Source organism: Streptomyces sp. NPDC033136 (genome assembly GCF_055578235.1).
In genome coordinates this window covers 147282-170433 of sequence record NZ_JBVIPD010000002.1, presented here as the reverse complement: position 1 = coordinate 170433, position 23152 = coordinate 147282, and the positions used below count along the sequence as shown (strand labels likewise).

17 protein-coding genes and 1 pseudogene are annotated in these 23152 nt (G+C 71.1%); 9 read left to right on the top strand and 9 right to left on the bottom strand.

The window, feature by feature from the left end:
* Positions 1–8: 8 nt before the first annotated feature.
* The 3 genes from ACZ5TL_RS03915 to ACZ5TL_RS03905 all read left to right on the top strand — a co-directional run bounded on the left by ACZ5TL_RS03915 (position 9) and on the right by ACZ5TL_RS03905 (position 3974).
* Entirely contained in the window at positions 9–887 is an 879-nt protein-coding gene (locus ACZ5TL_RS03915; protein ID WP_468587374.1) for a LysR substrate-binding domain-containing protein, read from the top strand.
* A gap of 311 nt (positions 888–1198) precedes the next feature.
* A complete protein-coding gene (locus tag ACZ5TL_RS03910; protein ID WP_468587372.1) occupies positions 1199–3025 on the top strand; it encodes an AMP-dependent synthetase/ligase in 1827 nt (608 codons plus the stop codon).
* Positions 3026–3182: 157 nt separating this feature from the next.
* Positions 3183–3974: an aldo/keto reductase gene (locus ACZ5TL_RS03905; protein WP_468587991.1), complete on the top strand. Its 792-nt coding sequence runs from the start codon at positions 3183–3185 to the stop codon at positions 3972–3974.
* Positions 3975–4192: 218 nt separating this feature from the next.
* Here ACZ5TL_RS03905 and ACZ5TL_RS03900 read toward each other — a convergent pair whose 3' ends face one another.
* Positions 4193–5089: a class I SAM-dependent methyltransferase gene (locus tag ACZ5TL_RS03900; RefSeq protein ID WP_468587370.1), complete on the bottom strand. Its 897-nt coding sequence runs from the start codon at positions 5087–5089 to the stop codon at positions 4193–4195.
* Between the two features lie 147 nt (positions 5090–5236).
* Positions 5237–6949, bottom strand: coding sequence for a glycoside hydrolase family 6 protein (locus tag ACZ5TL_RS03895; protein WP_468587368.1), 1713 nt, complete (start codon positions 6947–6949; stop codon positions 5237–5239).
* Between the two features lie 452 nt (positions 6950–7401).
* Between ACZ5TL_RS03895 and ACZ5TL_RS03890 the strand changes: the two genes are divergently transcribed.
* Positions 7402–10317: a glycoside hydrolase family 48 protein gene (locus ACZ5TL_RS03890; RefSeq protein WP_468587366.1), complete on the top strand. Its 2916-nt coding sequence runs from the start codon at positions 7402–7404 to the stop codon at positions 10315–10317.
* A gap of 230 nt (positions 10318–10547) precedes the next feature.
* Positions 10548–13202 carry a cellulose binding domain-containing protein gene (locus tag ACZ5TL_RS03885; protein ID WP_468587364.1) on the top strand — a complete coding sequence of 885 codons (2655 nt, stop codon included), beginning with the start codon at positions 10548–10550 and terminating at the stop codon, positions 13200–13202.
* Positions 13203–13364: 162 nt separating this feature from the next.
* On the opposite strand, the gene ACZ5TL_RS03880 is transcribed toward ACZ5TL_RS03885, so the two are convergent.
* Together ACZ5TL_RS03880 and ACZ5TL_RS03875 are read right to left on the bottom strand one after the other, a co-directional pair.
* A complete protein-coding gene (locus tag ACZ5TL_RS03880; RefSeq protein WP_468587362.1) occupies positions 13365–14108 on the bottom strand; it encodes a class I SAM-dependent methyltransferase in 744 nt (247 codons plus the stop codon).
* Between the two features lie 4 nt (positions 14109–14112).
* Positions 14113–14418, bottom strand: coding sequence for a 4a-hydroxytetrahydrobiopterin dehydratase (locus ACZ5TL_RS03875; RefSeq protein ID WP_468587360.1), 306 nt, complete (start codon positions 14416–14418; stop codon positions 14113–14115).
* Between the two features lie 127 nt (positions 14419–14545).
* On the opposite strand from ACZ5TL_RS03875, the gene ACZ5TL_RS03870 reads away from it, so the two are divergent.
* On the top strand, positions 14546–15352 hold the full coding sequence (locus ACZ5TL_RS03870) for a helix-turn-helix domain-containing protein (protein WP_468587358.1): 807 nt from the start codon (positions 14546–14548) through the stop codon (positions 15350–15352).
* On the opposite strand, the gene ACZ5TL_RS03865 is transcribed toward ACZ5TL_RS03870, so the two are convergent.
* Positions 15334–15759, bottom strand: coding sequence for a hypothetical protein (locus ACZ5TL_RS03865; RefSeq protein ID WP_468587356.1), 426 nt, complete (start codon positions 15757–15759; stop codon positions 15334–15336). The two genes, ACZ5TL_RS03870 and ACZ5TL_RS03865, sit on opposite strands and share 19 nt — an antisense overlap.
* Positions 15760–15999: 240 nt before the next feature.
* Between ACZ5TL_RS03865 and ACZ5TL_RS03860 the strand changes: the two genes are divergently transcribed.
* The 3 genes and pseudogenes from ACZ5TL_RS03860 to ACZ5TL_RS03850 all read left to right on the top strand — a co-directional run bounded on the left by ACZ5TL_RS03860 (position 16000) and on the right by ACZ5TL_RS03850 (position 17799).
* The gene (locus tag ACZ5TL_RS03860; RefSeq protein WP_468587354.1) at positions 16000–16863 is read left to right on the top strand and encodes a helix-turn-helix domain-containing protein; all 864 of its coding nucleotides are present in this window, start codon (positions 16000–16002) and stop codon (positions 16861–16863) included.
* Between the two features lie 91 nt (positions 16864–16954).
* A pseudogene (locus ACZ5TL_RS03855) lies at positions 16955–17199 on the top strand (SAM-dependent methyltransferase); the annotation flags it as partial.
* Between the two features lie 132 nt (positions 17200–17331).
* Positions 17332–17799 carry a nitrate reductase molybdenum cofactor assembly chaperone gene (locus ACZ5TL_RS03850; protein ID WP_468587352.1) on the top strand — a complete coding sequence of 156 codons (468 nt, stop codon included), beginning with the start codon at positions 17332–17334 and terminating at the stop codon, positions 17797–17799.
* A gap of 16 nt (positions 17800–17815) precedes the next feature.
* Here the strand turns inward: ACZ5TL_RS03850 and ACZ5TL_RS03845 are convergent, their stop codons facing one another.
* The 4 genes from ACZ5TL_RS03845 to ACZ5TL_RS03830 form a co-directional block, all read right to left on the bottom strand.
* Positions 17816–19900, bottom strand: a complete 2085-nt coding sequence (locus ACZ5TL_RS03845) for a LamG domain-containing protein (RefSeq protein ID WP_468587350.1) — start codon at positions 19898–19900, stop codon at positions 17816–17818.
* A gap of 174 nt (positions 19901–20074) precedes the next feature.
* The gene (gene dnaK / locus ACZ5TL_RS03840) at positions 20075–21940 is read right to left on the bottom strand and encodes a molecular chaperone DnaK (protein ID WP_468587348.1); all 1866 of its coding nucleotides are present in this window, start codon (positions 21938–21940) and stop codon (positions 20075–20077) included.
* A gap of 63 nt (positions 21941–22003) precedes the next feature.
* Positions 22004–22744 (bottom strand): glycerophosphodiester phosphodiesterase family protein, encoded by a 741-nt coding sequence (locus ACZ5TL_RS03835; RefSeq protein ID WP_468587346.1) that lies wholly within the window; start codon positions 22742–22744, stop codon positions 22004–22006.
* Positions 22741–23004, bottom strand: a complete 264-nt coding sequence (locus tag ACZ5TL_RS03830) for a hypothetical protein (RefSeq protein WP_468587344.1) — start codon at positions 23002–23004, stop codon at positions 22741–22743. Before ACZ5TL_RS03830 ends, ACZ5TL_RS03835 begins: the two co-directional genes overlap by 4 nt.
* Positions 23005–23152 lie beyond the last annotated feature (148 nt).

Sequence of the window (23152 nt, the reverse complement as noted above, 5' to 3'; positions counted from 1 at the left end):
TGGGACGCATGTACGACCCGTCCCATCTGCGCACGTTCCTGTCGGTGGCGCAGACGCTGAGCTTCACACAGGCCGCGCGGCGGCTCGGACTGCGGCAGTCGACGGTCAGCCAGCACGTGCGGCGCCTGGAGAACGTGACCGGGCGGACGCTGTTCACCCGGGACACGCACTCGGTGGAGCTGACAGAGGACGGCGAGGCGATGCTCGGCTTCGCGCGCCGGATCCTGGAGGTGCACGAGCAGGCGGCGGCGTTCTTCACGGGCACCCGGCTGCGGGGGCGGCTGCGCTTCGGCGCATCGGAGGACTTCGTGCTGACGCGGCTGCCGGAGATCCTGGAGGGCTTCCGGCACGAGCACCCGGAGGTCGACCTGGAGCTGACGGTCGAGCTGTCGGGCACGCTGCACGAGCAGCTGGCCGCCGGGAAGCTGGATCTGGTCCTGGCCAAGCGGCGCCCCGAGGACCCGCGCGGCGAGCTGGTCCGGCACGACCGGCTGGTGTGGATCGGCGCGGAACGCCTCCGGCTGGACCCGGACCGCCCGGTGCCGCTCATCGTCTACCCGCCGCCGGGCATCACCCGCGCGCTCGCCCTGGAGGCGCTGGAGCGCCAGGGCCGCGAGTGGCGCGTGGTGTGCACGAGCGGCAGCCTCAACGGGCTCGTCGCGGCGGCCCGGGCGGGCCTCGGTGTGATGGCCCACTCCCGGGGCCTCATCCCGCCGGGCCTGGTCCGGGTGCCGGACCGGGCGGGACTGCCGGAGCTGGGGCAGGTCGACTTCGTCGTGGTCCACGGCCGGCGCCGGCCCTCCGCGCAGGGCGCGGCCAACGCCCTGGCGGCGGCGATCCTGTCGGGCGGGGACCGGCTGCACCGCAGTGCGCGCAAGGGCCTGTGACCGGCCTGGACCCACTCCGCCCGAGAGAAGTCGAGTGACGGAATCCGCCGCCGCACGATGACAGAAGAGGCGCCTCCTGGTCAGCCGCCGGGTCGTACAGATTCGGTGGAGATTACGGCACCGAAACTTACTCAGCCGTCAGTATTCTGTCCGACCCTTCCCCATGTGAGCGCATTTTCCCGCGCTGACCAGCGCGGACGAGAGCGTTGCTCACCTTCGTACCCCTCCCGCACCCCTGGCCGGGTGGGGTAGCTTTCACGGCAGTGTGCGGAGCGTCACTCAACCGAAGCGCTGAGGAGCGGGAGCGGGGATTGCGCGAGTTCACCAACCCTCCGTTGGCGTTGGCACCTCCGGTGGGCGGTCTGGCCGACGTGGTCTTCGAGCATGCCCAGGAGGACCCGCTGCACATCGCGCTGGGCCGCAAGGACGGCTCCGGCCAGTGGCGGGACGTGACCAGCGCCGAGTTCCGTGACGAGGTGCTCGCCCTGGCCAAGGGGCTGCTCGCGAGTGGCATCCGATTCGGCGACCGGGTCGCGATCGTGTCCCGCACGCGCTACGAGTGGACGCTGTTCGACTACGCCCTGTGGACGATCGGCGCCCAGGTGGTGCCGGTCTATCCGACGTCCTCGGCCGAGCAGTGCTTCTGGATGCTGTACGACGCCGAGGTGACGGCCGCGGTCGTGGAGCACGAGGACCACGCGATGACGATCGCCACCGTCATCGACCGACTGCCGCAGCTGCGCCGCCTGTGGCAGCTGGACTCCGGAGCCCTGCACGAGTTGTACGACGCGGGCGCGCATCTCGACGACGAGGTGGTGCACCGCCACCGGCAGGCCGTCACGCCCGACTCGGTGGCCACGATCATCTACACCTCGGGCACGACCGGCCGCCCCAAGGGCTGTGTCCTGACGCACGGCAACTTCATGTACGAGGCCGACACCGTCATCGAACGCTGGGAGCCGGTGTTCCACTCCAAGCGCGGCGACGAGGCGGCGACCCTGCTGTTCCTGCCGCTCGCCCACGTCTTCGGCCGGATGGTCCAGGTCGCCGGGATCCGCGGCAGGGTGAAGTTCGGCCATCAGCCGCAGCTGAACGCGGCGGCCCTGCTGCCGGATCTGGCCGCGTTCCGGCCGACGTTCTTCCTGGCCGTGCCGTACATCTTCGAGAAGGTGTTCAACGCGGCCCGGCGCAAGGCCGAGAAGGAGGGCCGCTCCGGTCCGTTCGAGAAGGCCGTCGACGTCGCCATCAAGTACGCGGACGCGATGGAGGCGAAGGCCTGGGGCACCGGCCCCGGCCCCTCCACCGGCCTGCGCATGCAGCACCAGCTCTTCGACAAGCTCGTCTACGCCAAGATCCGCGCCGCGATGGGCGGGCGCATCAAGCACGCCATGTCGGGCGGCTCGGCCATGGACCGGCGGCTCGGGCTGTTCTTCGCCGGGGCGGGCGTGCACATCTACGAGGGCTACGGCCTGACCGAGTCCACCGCCGCCGCGACCGCCAACCCGCCCGGGCACACCCGGTTCGGCACGGTCGGCCGGCCCATCCCGGGCATGACCGTGCACATCGCGGACGACGGCGAGATCTGGCTGCGCGGCGAGAACGTCTTCCAGGGGTACCTCAACAACCAGAAGGCCACCGACGCGGCCCTGCAGGACGGCTGGATGGCCACCGGCGACCTCGGCTCGCTCGACGAGGACGGCTACCTCACCATCACCGGCCGCAAGAAGGAGATCCTGGTCACATCCGGCGGCAAGAGCGTGTCGCCCGGCGTGCTGGAGGAACGCGTCCGGGACCACCCGCTGGTCAACCAGTGCATCGTCGTCGGCGACGACCGCCCGTACATCGCCGCCCTGGTGACCCTCGACCAGGAGGCCGTGGAGCACTGGCTGGCGATGCGGGGCAAACCGCAGATGTCGCCGGCGGAGCTGGTGCGCGACGCCGATCTGGAGACGGAGGTGCGGCGCGCGGTGGTCGCGGCCAACACCCTGGTCTCGCAGGCGGAGTCGATCCGCACCTTCCGCATCCTGGCCCAGCCGTTCACCGAGGAACGCGGGTTGCTGACCCCGTCGCTGAAGCTGAAGCGCAAGGCGATCGAGAAGGCGTACGAAAAGGAGGTCGAGGCGCTGTACCGGGCGTGACTCACGCTCCGCGGGGCAGTCGTCGCTTCTGAATTCTCCCGTCAGGAATGCATCACGGCTCGTGATCGTTGACGATGGGAGGACACCTGACCGCAAACCGAAGGATCGAGAGCTCGTGAGCAAGGTCCCCCCGATCATCCTGAACAACGGCGTCGAGATGCCCCAGCTGGGCTTCGGCGTCTGGCAGGTGCCGGACGACGAGGCCGAGGCGGCCGTATCGACGGCGCTGGAGGCCGGCTACCGCAGCATCGACACAGCGGCGATCTACGGCAACGAGGAGGGCACCGGCAAGGCCATCGCCGCCGCCGGTCTCCCCCGCGAGGAACTCTTCGTCACCACGAAGCTCTGGAACGCCGACCAGGGGTACGACTCCACGCTGCGCGCCTTCGACACGTCGCTGGAGAAGCTCGGCCTGGACTTCGTCGACCTGTACCTGATCCACTGGCCGATGCCGGACCGGGGCACCTACGTCGACACCTACAAGGCGTTCGAGAAGCTGCACGCCGACGGCCGGATCCGGGCCATCGGCGTGTCCAACTTCCTTCCCGGACACCTGGAGAAGCTGATCGGCGAGACGTCGGTCATCCCGGCCGTGAACCAGATCGAGCTGCACCCGCACCTCCAGCAGCACGCCGCCCGTGAGTACCACGCGGAGCAGGGCATCGCCACGGAGGCCTGGTCGCCGCTCGGCCAGGGCAAGGGCCTGCTGGAGGTCCCGGCGATCGTGGCCATCGCCCGGAAGCACGACCGCACCCCGGCCCAGGTCGTGCTGCGCTGGCACGTCCAGCTGGACAACGTGGTGATCCCGAAGTCCGTGACGCCGTCGCGGATCAAGGAGAACATCGGGGTCTTCGACTTCAGCCTGGACACCGAGGACCTGGCGGCCATCAGCGCCCTGAACGAGGACCGCCGCCTGGGCCCGGACCCGGCGACGTTCAACGGCTCCTGAGCCGCGCGGGCAGCGCCCCGGTTCCGACGCCCGACGGGGCCCGGAACCGGGGCGCTGCCCGTGTGCGCCCTCGCCGTGCGACGGCGGCGCCGGTTCCGCTGCCGCCACCGGTGATGAACGCGACCTGGGCGCCGGACAGGGATTCCCCCGGTAGTGCCGGCCGGAGTGCGATGCCGGGGAGTACGCCGGTTGGAGCAGGCTCGGCCTCAGGGGCGTCGCTACGCGGGCTGGACCGCCGTGTGCACCGTGTGGGCCGCCAGGACGAACACGTCAGGGCGGTGGTGCAGGCTCGCCGCGTCGCCGGGGTCGAGGAGGCGGTCGAGGGTGGCGCGGTCGTCGGCGTCCAGGCCCTCCGCCAGGGTCTCGCGGAAGCGCGACAGGGACGCGACGACGTAGGCGCGGGCGCGCTCCGAGGCCGGGGCCGGGAGGTCCAGGAGGAAGCTGTGCGTCCGGGTGTGCTTCAGGCCCGCGGCGGACAGCAGGGCCGGCCAGTTCTCCGGCTCCGCCACATGGCCCGGCAGGTCCTCGCGCATGCGGTTGAACCACTCCTCCTCCAGCGCGTCGATCCGCGCCTGAAGGCCGGGGCGGCCGATGCCGATGTCGCGGGGCAGGAACCGCGCGGGCAGGCCGCCCTCCATGAGGGCCAGCGTGCCGCCGGGCGCCAGACGGGCCGCGAACGCGGTGAGCCCGGCCCGCTGGTCGCCGAGGTGGTGCAGGCTGCGGCTCGCCCACAGCAGGTCGGCCGGGTAGTCCAACTCATCCAGCACATCGGGCAGTTCACCGGCCAGCGTGCTGAAGCGGTCGGCGACTCCCTGGCGGTCGGCCCGTGCCCGGGCCCGTTCCAGCAGCGGCTCGGAGCCGTCCACGGCCACGATCCGCGCGCCGGGGAACGTCTCGGCGAACAGGCACGACACGACCCCGGGACCGCTGCCCGCGTCGACGATCAGGCCCGGTTCGGTCACCTCCTTCGCCAGCCAGCCCAGGGCCCGTTCGTACAACGAGGTGAACAGTTCCGCCTGGGACTCCAGCATCGGGGCCATCGCGGCCCAGTCGAGGCAGGTGTGGTCGTGATGACGGCCGTGGGCCTGCTGTCGGTCATGGTGGTGGTGCGCCATGGTGGTCAGCCTCTCGCTCGGATGCGCCCAGCGTGCGCCGACGCACCGCGAGGAGGCCACCGCTGTTGCCGCTCCCGCAAATCACCCGCCCACGGGTCCGCCGGGGCCGAGACTCCGGCGGACCCGTGGGGACGGGACGTCAGCCGGTCACGACAGCGGCGGGTACGCGTTCCGCATCAGCTGCTGGAACTGGGCGGAGAACCAGTGCCCGGACACCGGCGCGTCCGGCAGGGCACCGGACATGTTGTTGTTGTTGCGCGGGTTGCCCGTATAGGTCGGGTCGCACATGCGGTCGAAGCCCTTGCCCTCGTCGTTCGGGATCTGCTTGCTCGCCCCGTCGGACTCGCCCGGCGGCTTCATCCACACGTACGCGTCGATCCCGTCGGCCGGGTTGGCCTGCGGGCGCTCGCCGAGGCCGGCTCCGGACTGGTTGCACCAGTTGCCGAGATGGATGCGCCGGTCGTATCGGCCGCCGTCGACGTAGGTGTCGACGGAGGTCCGCGCACCGGGGCCGGCGGGCCGGGCGGTGCCGCCCCAGCCGTTGCGCGAGGTGTCGATCAGCATGCCGATGCCGGAGGGGAAGCCGATCGAGACCAACTGGTTGCGGAAGGCCTGGGCGAAGGACAGCTCGTCGACGTAGCGGTTCCAGTCCACCCACTTGGACTCGCGGACGGACTTGCCGGCCATGTTGTCGTCGATGGAGAAGTTCTCCTCCTTCAGGGCGCTGTAGTTCGCCGTGTTGGTGATGAAGCCGTGGACGTCGTTGACGGTCGCGCCCTCGGCGGACGCCGCCTCCTTGAACAGGGTCGCGGACGGCCCGAAGTTGTCGTCCCAGCCGATCCAGCCGTGGTGGCCGGCGTCGACGTAGTTGTAGACGTTCGGCACGTCGCCGAGCTTGTTCAGCGCGTAGCCGACGCCCTTGACGTAGTTGCCGTTGGCCTTCATCACGTCGCACTCCGGGGTGGCCGTCGGGCGGCTCCCGGTGTTGGTGACGAGGTTGGGCAGCGAGTCGATCTCGACGGTGGTGACGATCCGCAGGCCGGCGTACTTCGGGTCGGCGAGGATCGCCTTGATCGGGTCGATGTACTCCGTCTTGTACCGGCCGATCTCGTCCGGCCTCAGCTCGCCGTTGGAGGCGAGGGCGGCGCAGTCACGGCCGGGCAGGTTGTAGATGACGAGCTGGATGACGAGCTCGTCGGAGCCCTTCTGGCGCAGCGCCTCGTCGAGGTGGTCGCGCAGGCCCATACCGCCGTTGACACCGTTGATCGCCGCGGTCCGGTCCAGCCAGACACCGGTGGGCTGGTTGGAGATGCGGCTGCCGCCCGGCTCGGCGGCGGCCTTGTCCCGCCACTCCGGGTTCACGTACACCTTGGCGCCCTCGTAGGGGTTGTTCACCCGGTCGCCGGGGCCGCCGGGATTGCCGGGACCGCCGGAGCCGCCGTCGTCGACGTTGCAGGTCACGCCGTCGAGGGTGAAGGTGGCCGGGACGGCGTTGCTGCCGCTGTAGCTGCCCTGGAAGCCGAAGCTGACCGAACCGCCGGTCGCCAGCCGGGCGTTGTAGCTCTCGTTGGCCGCGGTGACGGTGGCACCGCTCTGGCTGAGCTTGGCGTTCCAGCCGCTGGTGACCTTCTGGTTCCCCGCGTAGGACCACTGCAGCGACCAGGACGACTTGGCGGCGCTGTTGTTGGTGAGGGTCACGGCGGCGGTGAAGCCGGTGCTCCACTCGTTCTGGATCTTGTAGTCGACCGTGCAGGGGACGGCGGCGGCGCCGAGGCCGTCCGGGTCGGCGGCGAACGCGGTGCCGGTCGCGCCGGCGACCAGGGTCATGGCGGCCAGTAACGCTGTTCTCGTACGGCTCATGAGTGGGGGTTTCCTCTTCCGTGGGGTGCGTGCGATGTCCGCAGGTACGTGGACGGTTCAGAGGTGCGGTGAGGCTTCCGCGGGCATGCCGGGGCCGGTACGGCGCCGTACGCGGCCGGCGCGGGGGCGGCACGTGTCCGCCGCGCGCGGGCGGTCACGCCGGCGGCGGCTCAAAGTACTGAACCCGGAGGGTGTCGCATGAGCGACTCCTTACAGCTCGGACACGCCGTGACGGACGCGTCGACTGATGGAACCGCTCCCACTGGTGTCAAGGAAGGTAGCGCCAAGTGTCGGCAAAGAACAGGGGAGTCACCGACTTTCGCTCGCCACACGGGGTCGAATCTTTTTCGACTCTTCAAGGACTTGACCGATACCAGCCCCGTCTTCACTATGGGAGCGCTCCCACTGGTTCAGGCCTTGACTTCTCCGAGCCGCAAGGAGGAACCAGCACCATGCATCCCCCACCCCGGAGACGCAGAGCGGTGCGGCGCATGTGGACCGCCGCTCTCGCAGCTCTCGCGCTTCCGTTGACGATGCTCTCCTCAGGATCGACACCCGCACAGGCAGCGGCACTTCAGTGCAGCGTCGACTACAAGACGAACGACTGGGGCTCCGGTTTCACGGTGGACCTGACCCTCACCAACCGCGGCACGGACGCCATCGACGGCTGGACGCTGACCTACGCCTACTCCGGCAACCAGAAGCTGGGCAACGGCTGGAACGGCACCTGGTCGCAGTCCGGCCAGAACATCACCGTGAAGAACGCCCCGCACAACGCCCGGGTCGCCGCGGGCGCCGCCGTCTCCACCGGCGCCCAGTTCTCCTACAGCGGCGCCAACACCGCACCCACGTCCTTCTCGGTCAACGGCACCGCCTGCACCGGCGCGCACCAGCCGCCGATCGCCGTGCTCACCAGCCCGGCGGCCGGCGCCGTGTACACCCAGGGCGAGGCGGTCCCGCTGGCGGCCACGGCCGCCGCCGCGGACAACGCCACGATCAGCAAGGTGGAGTTCTACGACGACACCGAGCTGCTGGGCACGGACACCAGCGCGCCCTACTCGCTCTCGGTCTCCAGCTTGACCGTGGGCAGTCATTCCCTGGTGGCGAAGGCGTACGACAGCATGGGCGCGTCCGCCGACTCCACCCCGGTCGGCATCACGGTCGCCTCGGGTCCCACCGTCGTCGCCGCGCCGCTCCAACTGGGCGTGCAGTCCGGTAAGTCGGGCACGTACGAGGTGAAACTGTCCAAGCAGCCGGCGTCCAGCGTGACAGTGAGGTCGGCCCGCGCGAGCGGCAACACGAACCTGTCGGTCTCGGCCGGAGCCTCGCTCACCTTCACACCGCAGAACTGGAACACCGCGCAGAAGGTGACCGTCGCGGCCGCCGACTCCGGTACCGGATCGGCCGTGTTCGAGTCGACGGCCGCGGGCCACGCCAAGGCCTCGGTCACCGTCACCCAGCTGGCGGCGGCGAAGGACTACGACGCCCGCTTCCTGGAGCTGTACGGGAAGATCACCAACCCGGCGAACGGCTACTTCTCCCCCGAGGGCATCCCGTACCACTCGGTCGAGACGCTGATCGTCGAGGCTCCCGACCACGGCCACGAGACCACCTCCGAGGCGTACAGCTACCTGCTGTGGCTCCAGGCCATGTACGGCAAGGTGACGGGCGACTGGTCCAAGTTCAACGGGGCGTGGGACCTCATGGAGAAGTACATGATCCCCACCCACGCCGACCAGCCGACCAACTCCTTCTACAACGCCTCCAAGCCGGCGACCTACGCGCCCGAGCTGGACACACCGGGCGAGTACCCGGCCAAGCTCGACACCGGTGTCCCGGTCGGCCCGGACCCGATCGCGGCCGAGCTGAAGAGCGCGTACGGCACGGACGACGTCTACGGCATGCACTGGCTGCAGGACGTCGACAACGTCTACGGCTACGGCAACTCACCCGGAAAGTGCGAGGCGGGCCCGTCGGACACCGGCCCGTCGTACATCAACACCTTCCAGCGCGGCGCGCAGGAGTCGGTGTGGGAGACGGTGCCGCAGCCGACCTGTGACGCCTTCAAGTACGGCGGCGAGAACGGCTATCTGGACCTGTTCACCGCTGACGCCTCCTACGCCAAGCAGTGGAAGTTCACCAACGCGCCGGACGCCGACGCGCGGGCCGTGCAGGCCGCCTACTGGGCGGACCTGTGGGCCAAGGACCAGGGCAAGGGCGGGCAGGTCTCCGCGACGGTCGCCAAGGCGGCCAAGATGGGCGACTACCTGCGCTACTCCATGTTCGACAAGTACTTCAAGAAGATCGGCAACTGCACCAGCACCTCCTGCCCGGCCGGTACCGGCAAGGACGCCTCGCACTACCTGATGTCCTGGTACTACGCATGGGGCGGCGCCACGGACACCAGCGCCGGCTGGGCCTGGCGCATCGGCTCCAGCCATGCGCACGGCGGCTATCAGAACCCCCTCGCCGCCCACGCGCTCGCCAACTACGCCCCGCTGAAGCCCAAGTCGGCGACGGGCGCGGCGGACTGGGCCAAGTCCATGGACCGGCAGCTGGAGTTCTACCGCTGGCTGCAGTCGGACGAGGGTGCCATCGCCGGCGGCGCGACCAACAGCTGGGCGGGCCGGTACGCGTCCCCGCCCGCCGGGAAGTCGACGTTCTACGGCATGTACTACGACGAGAAGCCCGTGTACCACGACCCGCCGTCCAACCAGTGGTTCGGCTTCCAGGCGTGGTCCATGGAGCGGGTCGCCGAGCTGTACCAGCAGACGGGGAACGCGCAGGCCAAGACGGTCCTGGACAAGTGGGTCGACTGGTCGCTGTCCCACACCACGTTCAACCCGGACGGCACGTTCCGCATCCCCTCGACGCTGCAGTGGTCGGGCCAGCCCGACACCTGGAACGCCTCCAGCCCCGGCTCCAACAGCGGGCTGCACGTCACCGTCGCCGACTACACCAACGACGTCGGTGTGGCGGCCGCGTACGCCAAGACCCTGACGTACTACGCCGACCGCTCCGGTGACACGGAGGCCGCGGCGGCGGCGAAGAAGCTGCTGGACGGTATGTGGGCGAACCACCAGACCGACCTCGGGATCGCCGTCCCGGAGAACCGCGCGGACTACAACCGGTTCGACGACCCGGTGCACATCCCGAGCGGCTGGACGGGCACGATGCCGAACGGTGACGCGATCAACTCCTCGTCGACGTTCGACTCGATCCGCTCCTTCTACGAGGACGATCCCGCCTGGTCGAAGATCGAGAGCTATCTCGCGGGCGGTGCGGTGCCGTCGTTCACGTACCACCGGTTCTGGGCCCAGGCGGACATCGCCCTGGCCATGGGCTCGTACGCGGAGCTTCTCGAATAGCCCCCGCCGGACGCTCCGCGGATGGGGCCGCGGAAGCTGCGGGCCGTATGTGGCTGGTCGCGCACACGCGGCGGAGCCGCACACCGATGCAGCCCCGCACCCCCGGACACGGGGCGTCCGAAGCTCCGCGTACGTGGCCCCGCACCTGACGCGGGGCCGCGGCCGGGCGACTCCACCCGCACGGGAGCCGCCCGGCCCTCGCACGTTCCCCCTCACGGAAGGACCCCACCGTGCGAAGAACCCGTATCTTCACGGCCGTGCTCGCCCTGGCGGCCGGTCTGCTGTCGGGCGCCCCCACCGCCCTGGCCGCCGATCCCCCGCCGGTGAAGCTCACCGCCGACACCTACACCTGGAAGAACGCCCGGATCGACGGCGGCGGGTTCGTCCCGGGGATCGTCTTCAACCGCTCCGAGAAGAACCTCGCCTACGCCCGCACCGACATCGGCGGCGCCTACCGCTGGCAGGAGTCCTCGAAGACCTGGACGCCGCTGCTGGACTCGGTCGGCTGGGACGACTGGGGGCACACGGGCGTCGTCAGCATCGCGTCCGACTCCGTCGATCCGGACCGGGTGTACGCGGCGGTCGGGACGTACACGAACGACTGGGATCCGAAGAACGGTGCGGTCATGCGCTCCTCCGACCGGGGCGCGAGCTGGCAGAAGGCCAACCTGCCGTTCAAGCTGGGCGGCAACATGCCGGGGCGGGGCATGGGCGAGCGGCTGGCCGTCGACCCGAACCGGAACAGCGTGCTGTACCTGGGAGCGCCCAGCGGCAAGGGGCTGTGGCGGTCGACGGACGCGGGGGCCACCTGGTCGCAGGTGGCGAACTTCCCGAACGTGGGCGACTACGTGGCGGATCCGAGCGACACGTCCGGCTACTCGAGCGACAACCAGGGCATCGTCTGGGTCACCTTCGACGAGTCCACGGGCACGGCCGGCAGCGCCACCAGGACGATCTACGTCGGGGTCGCCGACAAGGACAACGCGGTGTACCGGTCGACGGACGCGGGCGCGACCTGGCAGCGGCTGGCCGGGCAGCCCACCGGCTACCTCGCCCACAAGGGTGTGCTGGACGCGAGGAACGGCCACCTCTACCTCGCCTACAGCGACAAGGGCGGCCCGTACGACGGCGGCAAGGGCCAGTTGTGGCGGTACGCGACCGGCAGCGGGGCGTGGACGGACATCAGCCCGGTGCCGGAGGCCGACACCTTCTACGGCTTCAGCGGGCTGACGGTGGACCGGCAGAAACCGGGCACGGTCATGGCGACCGCGTACAGCGCCTGGTGGCCTGACACCCAGATCTTCCGCTCCACGGACAGCGGCGCGACCTGGAGCAAGGCGTGGGACTACACGTCGTATCCGAACCGCGAGAACCGCTACACGATGGACGTCTCCTCCTCGCCGTGGCTGACCTGGGACGCGAATCCCCAGCCGCCCGAGCAGACGCCGAAGCTGGGCTGGATGACGGAAGCCCTGGAGATCGACCCGTTCGACTCGAACCGGATGATGTACGGGACGGGCGCGACGATCTACGGCACCGAGAACCTCACGAACTGGGACAGTGGCGGCAAGTTCGCCATCAAGCCGATGGTGCAGGGGCTCGAGGAGACGGCGGTCAACGACCTCGCCTCTCCCCCGTCCGGGGCGCCGCTGCTCAGCGCCCTCGGTGACATCGGCGGGTTCCGGCACACGGACCTGACCAAGGTGCCGTCGATGATGTTCACTAGGCCGAACTTCACGTCTACCACGAGCCTGGACTTCGCCGAGTCGAACCCGAACACGGTGGTGCGGGTGGGCAATCTGGACTCGGGGCCGCACATCGCGTTCTCTACGGACAACGGCGCCAACTGGTTCGCCGGCACCGACCCTTCGGGCGTGAGCGGCGGCGGCACCGTCGCGTCGGCGGCCGACGGCGGCCGGTTCGTGTGGAGCCCCGAGGGCGCAGGCGTGCACCACACGACGGGCTTCGGCACGTCGTGGCAGGCGTCCGGCGGGATCCCCGCCGGGGCGGTCGTCGAGTCGGACCGGGTCGACCCGAAGACCTTCTACGGCTTCAAGTCCGGCACGTTCTACGTCAGCACGGACGGCGGGGCGACCTTCGAGGAGTCCCCGGCCACCGGCCTGCCGAGTGGCGGCAGCGTCCGCTTCAAGGCCCTGCCGGGCGGGAAGGGCGACGTGTGGCTGGCGGGCGGCGCGAGCGACGGCGCGTACGGGCTGTGGCACTCCACGGACGGCGGGGTGAGCTTCACGAAGCTGCCGAACGTGGAGCAGGCCGACACCATCGGCTTCGGCAAGGCGGCACCCGGCGCCTCCTACCAGGCCCTCTACACCAGCGCGAAGATCGGCGGCGTACGCGGCATCTTCCGCTCCACGGACAAGGGCGCGAGCTGGACCCGCGTCAACGACGACGCCCACCAGTGGGGCTGGACGGGCGCGGCGATCACGGGCGACCCGCGGGTGTACGGCCGTGTCTATGTGTCGACGAACGGCCGTGGCGTCCTCTACGGCGACAGCTCCGGAGGCGGCACGACGGACCCGGGGCCGGGCCCCGACCCGACGCCGACCGGCGCCTGCACGGTGACGTACAAGATCACCAGCCAGTGGTCGGGCGGCTTCCAGGCGGACGTCCGGATCACCAACTCCGGCACCAGTGCCTGGAACGGCTGGTCACTGGGCTGGTCCTTCGCCGACGGACAGAAGGTGACCCAGGCCTGGAACGCCGAGACGGCGCAGTCGGGTTCGGCGGTGACGGCGAAGAACGTCGGCTGGAACGGGAATGTGGCGGCGGGCTCGTCCGTGAGCTTCGGCTTCACGGCGAGCCGGTCGGGGACGAACACGAAACCGGCCGCGTTCAAGCTGGGTGACCAGAACTGCACGGTCGCCTGAGCGGGCCCCCGGGCGCTGTTCCCTCCGGTCTTCGGCCGTTCGGCGCCGGTCGGCGTTGGGTTGGGTCCCTCCCCCGGCCCCGGGGCCGTCGTGCCGCCGCTGGGAGCAGGCGTTCTCCCAGCGGCGGCGGAGACACCCGGCCGACCAACCGGATCACGGACTTCACCCGCCCTTCCGGAACGCCCGCAGGCTGAACACCGGGTCGGGGCGGGGGCGGTCCTGGTCGGGGAGCCGGGCCAGCCGCGCGGCGAACCCCTCCGCCAGGGGGTCGCCGGGCGGCAGGGTGACGAACCAGCCCCGGCGCAGGTCGGCGATCGTGCGGCGGGGGCTGCGGCCCTGGCCACGGCCGGTGAAGCGGGCCTGCCCGGCCGGGGCCAGGCCGTGTGCGGCCGCGCAGGACTCGATGTCCGCCGCCGCGTCCCGGACGGGGCTGGGCGGGCGGGAGGACAGGACGACATCGATGTCACTGCCCACGTTGTGGGAGGCGGCCTTGTCGACCGTGGTGACATAGATCCCGCCGGGCCGCAGCACCCGGGCGCACTCGCCGACGACGGCCCGCACGTCGGCGGGCCCGGCGACCAGGTGCAGCAGCCAGACGCTGCAGACGGCGTCGAACTCCCCGTCCTGGAAGGGGAGTCGGCGGCTGTCGGCGCGTACGACGGCACCGGGGAGCCGGGCGGCGGCCTGCCGGGCCATCGCGGGAGTGAGGTCGACGCCGGTCACACGCATGCCGTCGCGGGCCGCCGCGAGCCGCCGGGTCACGATGCCGGTGCCGCAGGCGACGTCGAGCAGGCTGCGCGTGTCCGGTGGTACGAGGCTCAGCACGGCTTCCGCGGCGGCGGCCGCCCGGGGCTCGCCGCCGCGCGAGGCGTCGTACCGCTCCGCTTCCTTGTCGTAGTCGAGCACGCGGTCAGTGTGCCCCGTGGCCGGGGGCCAGGTCCTCCACCTTGCGGGCGAGCTCGAAGTCCTTGCCGGTCACGGCGCCGCCCGCGCTGTGCGTGTGCACGGACAGCGAGACGGTGTTGTAGCCCAGCGTGAGGTCGGAGTGGTGGTCCAGTTCCTCCTGGACCTGGGCGATGTGCACGACCATCGCCGTCGCCGCGAAGTGCGAGCCGAGCCGGTAGGAACGGGTGAGGCGGTCTCCGTCGAGCGACCAGCCCGGCAGCTCGGCCAGCCGGTCCTCGATCTCCTTCTGTGACAGCGGTTCGACGGGCATGGGCTGCGCTCCTTCCCTGGCTCCGGTGTCCACGTCGTCCTCCCAGCCTGCCACAGCGGGACGTCCGGGGCCCTGGTCAGGAGGCTGTGCCTGTCCGGCACAGCCGGTTCTCGACTACGGTCCCGGCATGACCACTCACCCGACCACCGCCGGAAAGGGCGTGGGACCGCTGCTGCGGGCCTGGCGGGAGCAGCGGCGGGTCAGCCAGCTGGAGCTGGCCCTGCGCGCGGACTCCTCGGCCCGGCACATCAGCTTCGTCGAGACGGGCCGCTCCCGGCCCAGCGAGGAGATGGTGCTGCGGCTGGCCGAGCATCTGGACGTCCCCGTGCGGGAGCGCAACGCGCTGCTGCTGGCGGCCGGTTACGCCCCGCGCTACCCGGAGACGCCGCTGGACGACCCGGCGCTGGGCGCGCTGCGCGCGGGCATCGAGCGGCTGATCAGCGGCTACGAACCGTATCCGGCGCTGGTGGTGGACGCGCTGTACAACGTGGTGGCGGCCAACCGGGGGATCATGACGCTGGTGGACGGCGTCTGCCCGTCCTTGCTGGAACCACCGCTGAACGCGATGCGGCTGGCCCTGCACCCGCGGGGTCTGGCACCCCGGATCCGCAATCTGAGCGCCTGGCGCGGTCACCTTCTGGAGCAGATGGAACGGCGGATCGCCCTGCACCGCTCCGAGCCGCTGCGGGCGCTGTACGCGGAGGTGGCGGCGTATCCGGTGCCCGCTGCGGATCCGGCGGAGGAGCCGTCGGAGCCGGCGGCGTACTTCGCGTTGCCGCTGCGGATCGAGCACGAGGGGCGGACGCTGTCGTTCATCTCCTCGATCTCCACGTTCAACACGCCGATGGACGTGACCGTCGCCGAGCTGGCCATCGAGACGCTGCTCCCGGCCGACCCGGCGACAGTCAAGTACCTTCAGTCGCTGTCGGCCTGACGGACCCTGAGCGTCGCGTACTGGAGGGCGGCGAACCCCGCCACGGTCAGGGCCTGGAGCACCGTCCACACGGAACCCGCCGTGCTCGGCGAGAGCCACAGCGCCAGGGCCGCGAGGCTCAGCACGCTCCAGGCGAGGTTGGCCTCGACGACGGCCCGCACGCCGAGCGCGGGCGGTTGCCGGCGGGCGGCCAGCAGGCCCACACCGGTCGCGTAGACGGCGAGGAAGGCGCCCAGGGCGAGCAGCAGGGCGGAGCCGACGCCGAGGAACCGGCCGAGCGGACCGGAGAAAGCCAGGTAGGCGAGCGCGTTGGCGCCGGTGACAAGGGCGTCGAGGGCCAGGAAGCGGCGCAGCATCGACTGCGGCTCCGAGGTCCGGGCGAGCGCGGTGAGCTGGATCGCGGACATGGGACATCACCCTCCGTCGGGTCGTGGTACGGCGGCCGGGGCCGGGTCCCGGGCCGGAGTGCGCCGGCCCGGGGCCCGGTGGGTTCACCCTCCCGTTTTGGTGGCGCCCGGTCGATTACCCGCGGGGTAATGCCCCGGCGCTCCTTCGTCCCCCGCGATCTCCTCACCGCCAGGCCTGTGATGGAGCCGACCCGGCGTGACAGACTGATCGCAGGCTTGGGCACGTTGGGGAGGCGTGGCGTGAGTGAACGGCGGGCCGCACCCACCGTGGGCCAGGTGGTGCTGGGCAAGCGGCTGCAGGAACTGCGCGAGGCGGCGGGTCTCAGCCGTGACGAGGCGGCCCGGGTGCTGCGCGTCGCGCCCGCGACCGTCCGGCGGATGGAGACCGCCGACGTCGCACTGAAGATCCCGTACGTGCAGATCCTGCTGACCGCGTACGGGGTGGCCGAGGACGAGGTGACGGCGTTCGTCGAGCTCGCCGAGGAGGCGAACCGGCCGGGCTGGTGGCAGCGGTTCCACGACGTGCTGCCGGAGTGGTTCAGCCTGTACGTGAGCCTGGAGGGCGCCGCCCGGCTCATCCGGTCGTACGAGCCTCACTTCGTGCCCGGGCTGCTGCAGACCGAGGGGTACGCGCGGGCCGTGCTGGAGGCCGGGACCATCGGGAACGCGGGGCCCCAGGCCGTGGAGCGGCACGTCTCGCTGCGGATGGAACGGCAGCGGCTGCTGGAGGGCCCGAACCCGCCGCACCTGTGGGTGATCATGGACGAGACGGTGCTGGCCCGGCCGGTGAGCGTCGACGGCCGGGTGATGCGCGACCAGCTGGACAAGCTGCTGGAGTACGCCGGGCGCGACCGGGTCACGCTCCAGGTCGCCGAGTTCGGGGACGGGCCGCACCCCGGGACGTACGCGCCGTTCTCCCTCTTCCGCTTCGCCGAGCCCGAACTGCCCGACATGGTCTTCACCGAGTACCTCACCGGCGCGCTGTACCTCGATTCCCGCAAGGAGGTCTCCGCGCATCTGGAGGTCCTGGACCACATGACGACCCGTGGGGGCTCCACGCAGCGCACGCGGGAGCTGCTGCGGGAGTACCGGGAGAAGTACTGAGCCGCGCGGCATCCTCCGGGGTGGGTGGCGTCTTCTCGTCGGTCCCGTTCGTACCCGTCACGCACCGCCGGCCCTCAGGAGAAGCCGCCCCATGATGGGATCCGACGCCACGCCTGCCGCCGTCGACACCAGCCCACCAGCCGGCCGCACCCGGCCCGGGTCTGCGACTGGTGGCTGGGCGGCAAGGACAACTACCCGGTGGATGAGGAGCTGGCCCGCCGGATCCTCGCCGCGGACAGCTCGGTGCTGCGTGGGGCCCGCGCCAACCGCCGCTTCATGCACCGGGCCGTGCGCACCGCCGCCGAGGCCGGGATCCGCCAGTTCCTGCACGCGGGGGTCGCCCGCAAGCCGTGACGTCATGGCACGGGTACTGACCCGTACGGGCCCCGTCGGCAGGTGTGCTCCCCGGCCCGCCCCTAGCGTCGGGATGACGGGGCAGGCAAGGGAGCGCACGCGAAGGAGGTTCCGATGCCAGGATTCGAGGTGCTCTACCAGGCGGCCGCGCTGTGCCTGATGTACCCCGACGACGACTTCCGCGCCCGGTTGCCGCTGCTGCGCGAAGCGGCCCCGCAGCTACGGGAGTTCGCCGACCACGCGGCCGTCACCCCGCCGCGGGAGCTGGCCGCGCACTACGTCGAGGTCTTCGAGGCCAGGCAGGACCACAGTCTGTACCTCAGTGTCTGGCGCGAGGCGGCCCCGGCCCCCTCCGAGGAGGCCTACCGCGCCCACGGCCTGGAGACCACGGGCGAGGAGCCCCCGGACTTCCTCCCCGCGGTCCTCGAACTCGCGGCCCGCACCGGCACCACCGACCTCCTGACGGACCACCGCGACGGCCTCGACCGCCTCCGCACCGGCCTCACCGCCTTCGGCACGCCGTACGCGACGGTCCTGGACGCGGTGTGCGCGACGCTGCCGCCCGCGCACACCGGAGCCTAGGAGCCATGCACTCCGGCTAGCAGAAGCACGGCTCCACGCCCGAGCCCAGGAACGGGATGTCCCTCTCGCTCAGCGCGCCGGCGAACGCGTGCACCTCGTCCACGTCGCCGTGCAGGTACTCGCCCCAGCCGTCGCCCGTACGGGCCCGGCCGATATGGAGCGGGCCGGAGCCGCGCCAGCCGTTCGGGAGGTCCGCGGTCGCCTCGGCGTCGGCCTGGCCGTCGAGGTAGAGCCTGATCTTGTCGGTGGCGTCGTCGTAGACGACGGCGAGCCGCTGTCCGACGCCCTCGCCCCCGTCCGCCATGGCGAACTGCGCCACCACGGTTTCGGGGGCGCCGCGCTCGTCCTTGTGCGGCATCACCAGCTGCCAGGCGCGCTGCTCGGGCTGGTAGCGGACCTTGAAGGCGTCGGTGTGCTCACCGGGCAGCGACAGGACGGTCATGGGGCGCTCCGGCTCCGTGTCCGCCAGGCGTACGACCACACCGATGGTGAAACTGTCCGAGGTGTCGACGACCGGCCCCTCGGCGGTCGCGTGACCGGTCTTGCCGTCGAGGGCCAGATGGCCGTCGCCGACGAGTGCCTCCGGCGCCGGCGCGCAGTCCGGGTCCAGCCACGGCAGGCACGAGCCGTCCGGGACGCGGTAGATCGTCGCGCCGGGCCCCAACTTCAGGGGCGGGCCGCCGTTCTGGCCCGGGCTGGCGCCGTCCGGGGCCGTCTCAAGGGACCAGTGGCCGCGCAAGGACGGCTTGCGGTGAGCCAGTTCGGCCGCCTCGGCCGGGACGACGACCCGGTCGTGGACCCTGACGTCGCCCAGCTCGCCCTGCCAGCGGTCGTGATAGGCGTTGCCGTCTCGGGCACGGCCGATCTGAAAGGCCTCGGCGGTGCCGGCGGGGGCGGCCGCTGCCTTCTCGCCGGTCTCACGGCCGTTGACGTACAGGCGCGCCTTGCCGGTCTGCGCGTCGTACACGCCCAGCAGATGGGCCCATTCTCCGGTCTCCGGCGCACCGCCGGAGACCTTCGCGCCGCCGACGGTGAAGGACCAGGCCGGGGCCTCGCCCCGGGCGCTCAGGCCGAGGGCCAGGGCCGCGGACTCCCCCGCGTCCTGGCTGGCGACGGTCATGTCCCGGTCGGTCCGTGCGGGACGCACCCAGGCGCTGACGGCGAAGCTCCTGCGGGGGTCGGCGACGGCCGGATCGCCCGGGGTGAGCCAGCCGTGGCGGCTGCCGTCCAGGGTCGCTGTGGCAGTGAGAGCCGTGCGCGCGGGGGCCGGGCCACCGAAGGTGACGCCGGAGCCGGCCTGGGCATCGGTTCCCGCTTCGGCGTCGGCGCCCGTGGCGCCCTGGGCGTCGTCCAGGGGCCAGTGCGCGACGGGGGCGCGGCCGGCCTTCACGTAGAAGCGGTACGACGACTCGCCACTGCTGCGTCCGGAGCGGTCGACGGCCCGGACGGTCAGCCGCTCGGGACCCGAGTCGAGGGGCAGGAAGGGGATGACCGCAGGGCCGCCGGGCCGCTCCGGACGGGCGGTCCCGTAGGGGCCGCCGATGAAGTTGTATTCGTAGGAAACTACGTCGTCCGACGGCGAGTCCACGGTGAAGTGACCGTAGACGCCCACTCCGTCCACCCAGAACACATCCTCCGGGTACTCGGAAGAGGTGACCGTCGCCGGGTCCGGATTGTCGTCGTCGTAGACGAACTCACAGACAGAGCCCCCTCCCTCAGAGCTCCAAGGGGAGTTCGCCTCGCCGTCGTTCGCGCGGACGCGCCACGAGACGACCGTGTCCGGCGGGAGGACGTCCTCGGGCATGCGCCACTGCTGCCGGGTGCCGGAGAGGGTCTCGTGCGTCGTGTACGTGCGCCGCTGCTCCCTCCCGTCGGCGTCCGTCCACCAGGCCTCGAACTCGCCCCTGACCATGTTGGCCTCGGCGGGGTGGTTGTCCTCCACCGGGTCGTACAGGACGGCGGTCAGGGTGGGCGGTCCGGAGACGTACACCCTCTGGTCCCCAGCCGCGCAGTCCTTGTACCCCGTCTGCAGATCCCGGACGAGCGGCTGCTTCGGCGGCAGGTTGTCCGCGGCCTGTGCCACGCCGGTGCCGGTCGTCATGACGGCCGCCACCGCACACCCCACCGCCAGCAATCTGCGGCCGCCGGATCTTCTCAGTGCGTCCAACTGTCCCTCCCCTGTGAAACTTCCCTCGCCCGTCGGTCACACGAGCCGCTGGAGGTTAACAGGGGGCACTGACATCACCGAAGGGGTTTTGCCCGAGGGGAGTTCGGACTATGCCGCACCCCCCTTCTCGTCCCGCTGATTCTTCTCCTCGTCGACGATCTCCGCGTCCACCACGCCCTCCTCGTCCTGCGGCGGGGTGGGGGTTTCCCCGGTGGGGGACTGCTGAGTCCGGGCGTACATCGCCTGGCCCATCTGCTGGCTGACGGAGGCGAGTTTCTCGACGCCGGCGCGGAGTGCGGCGGTGTCCGCCTGCTGTTCCAGCCGGGTCTTCACCTCGGCGACGGCCGACTCGACACCGGACCTGGTGTCGGCGGGGATCTTGTCGCCGTTGTCACGGAGGAACTTCTCGGTCTGGTAGACGAGTTGCTCGGCCTGGTTGCGGGTCTCGGCGGCCTCGCGGCGCCCCCGGTCCTCCTCGGCGTACTGCTCGGCCTCGCGCATCATGCGGTCGATGTCGTCCTTGTGCAGGGCCGAGCCGCCGGTGACGGTCATCTTCTGCTCGCGGCCGGTCGCCATGTCCTTGGCGGAGACGTGCATGATGCCGTTGGCGTCGATGTCGAAGGCCACCTCGATCTGCGGCACGCCGCGCGGCGCCGGCGGCAGGCCCGTCAGGTCGAAGACGCCGAGTTTCTTGTTGTAGGCGGCGATCTCGCGTTCCCCCTGGTAGACCTGGATGCCGACCGAGGGCTGGTTGTCGGCGGCGGTGGTGAAGATCTCCGAACGCCGGGTGGGGATCGTCGTGTTGCGTTCGATGAGCTTCGTCATGATGCCGCCCTTGGTCTCGATGCCCAGGGACAGCGGGGTGACGTCGAGCAGCAGCACGTCCTTGACGTCGCCGCGCATGACGCCCGCCTGGAGCGCGGCACCGAGGGCCACGACCTCGTCGGGGTTGACGCCCTTGTGGGGTTCCTTGCCGGTGAGTTCCTTGACCAGGTCGGTCACCGCGGGCATCCGGGTGGAGCCGCCGACCAGGATCACGTGGTCGACCGCGGAGAGCTTCACGCCCGCGTCCTCGACCGCCTGGTGGAAGGGCGCCTTGCAGCGGTCCAGCAGGTCGGCCGTGAGCTCCTGGAACTGGGCCCGGGTGAGCTTCTCGTCGAGGTGCAGGGGTCCTTCGGCGGAGGCCGTGATGTAGGGCAGGTTGATCGTCGTCTCGGTGGAGCTGGACAGCTCGATCTTGGCCTTCTCGGCGCCCTCACGCAGCCGCTGCACAGCCATCTTGTCCTGGCCCAGGTCGACACCGTACTGGCCCTTGAAGCGCTTGATCAGGTATTCGACGACCCGCTGGTCCCAGTCGTCACCGCCGAGGTGCGTGTCGCCGTTGGTGGCCTTGACCTCGATGACGCCCTCGCCCATCTCCAGCAGCGACACGTCGAAGGTGCCGCCGCCGAGGTCGAAGACGAGGACCGTCTGGTCGTTCTCCTTGTCCAGGCCGTAGGCGAGGGCCGCGGCCGTCGGCTCGTTGATGATCCGCAGGACCTTCAGGCCGGCGATCTCACCGGCTTCCTTGGTCGCCTGCCGCTGGGTGTCGTCGAAGTAGGCCGGCACGGTGATCACCGCGTCCGTGACGTCCTCACCGAGGTAGGACTCCGCGTCCCGCTTCAGTTTCTGCAGCACCCGCGCGGACAGTTCCTGCGCGCGGTAGCGGGTGCCGTCGATGTCGCCGTGCTCCGGGAAGCGCCAGTTCGTGTCGCCCATGTACCGCTTGACCGAGCGGGCGGTGCGCTCCACGTTCGTCACGGCCTGCCGTTTGGCGACCTCTCCGACCAGCACCTCGCCGTTCTTGGCGAACGCCACGACCGAGGGTGTGGTCCTGGCCCCCTCCGCGTTGGCGATGACGGTGGGCTCGCCGCCTTCCAGCACGGCGACCACCGAGTTCGTGGTTCCGAGGTCGATGCCGACCGCACGTCCCATCGCTGTCCCCTTCCGTCAGGGCACTCTCCACACTCTCCAGCACAAAACTTGAGTGCGCTGTTGTCAATGCCGCGACGGGGCGATCGGCCCGCGGAGCGCCACCGCGCGCCGGGGCCGGTCGGTGACGAGCACGTCGACGCGCGGGTGGGCGAGGAAAGCACGCATGAGGGTGTCGTCGTTGACCGTCCACACCAGGGTGAACAGCCCGTGCCGGGTCGCCTCGCGCAGCACGTTCGCCCTGGCCAGCCGCTGGTGCACGGCGACGCCGTGGGCCCCGCAGGCCCGGATGCGGCGGTTGGGGAACAGTTCGCTCAGCCGGGTGCCGGGCAGCCGGGCCAGGGACAGCTCCCCGCGGTCGCGCCCGAGGGACAGGGCGGTGCGCACCCCCGGGTAGGCCCGGGTCACAGCGGCGACGGAGCGGTCCTCCAGCGACGTCACGACGAGCCCGTCCACCCCGAGCAGGGCCACCGCCCGGTCGATCACCTCCTGCTCGTAGCCGGCCTCCTTCAGGTCCAGGTGGGCCACGAGCTTCCCGGCGATCAGTGCCATGACCTCGTCCACGACCGGCACCGCGTATCCGGCCCGCTCGCACAGTTCGGCGTGGGTGAGCGCGGCCAGCGGCGGGCCGGTGCGACCGGCGCGGGGATCGTGGTGGACGACGAGGACGCCGTCCCGAGTGCGGCGGATGTCGAACTCGACGTACTCCGCGCCGGACTCCAGCGCGTCCTCGTACGCCTCCCAGGTGGCGGGCCCGGCGTGCTCGGAGCCGCCCTGGTGGGCGGAGACGGCGGGGCGTGGCGTCATGGTCGTGGGCTCCCGGAGGGCGATCGCGGAGGCGGAACGGGTGCGAAGGCGTCTTCGTCGCGGACCGGGACGGGGTGCACGTCCTGGCCGGTCATCAGGTGGGAGGCGAAGCGGCCGTGGTCGTAGCGGCCGGCGAGGGCGCCGAGAGCGTTGTCCAGAGGGCGCGGCGGGCCGGACAGGCTGAACGGCAGCGGGACGCGGGTCCGGTCGCGGGTGGCGGAGTCGAGCTCCGTCGCGTGCGCGGAAGGTGCCTGCAGCATCGCGCTCCTTCCTCCCCGTCGGCGGTGAGGCGTCTGGTTCATACCCGCCCCGGGTGGCGAACCGACGACGTCGGGGGGGGGGGGGGGGGGGGGGAGGGGGGGGGGGAAGGGGGGGGGGGGGGGGGGGGGGGGGGGGGGGAGGGATGGG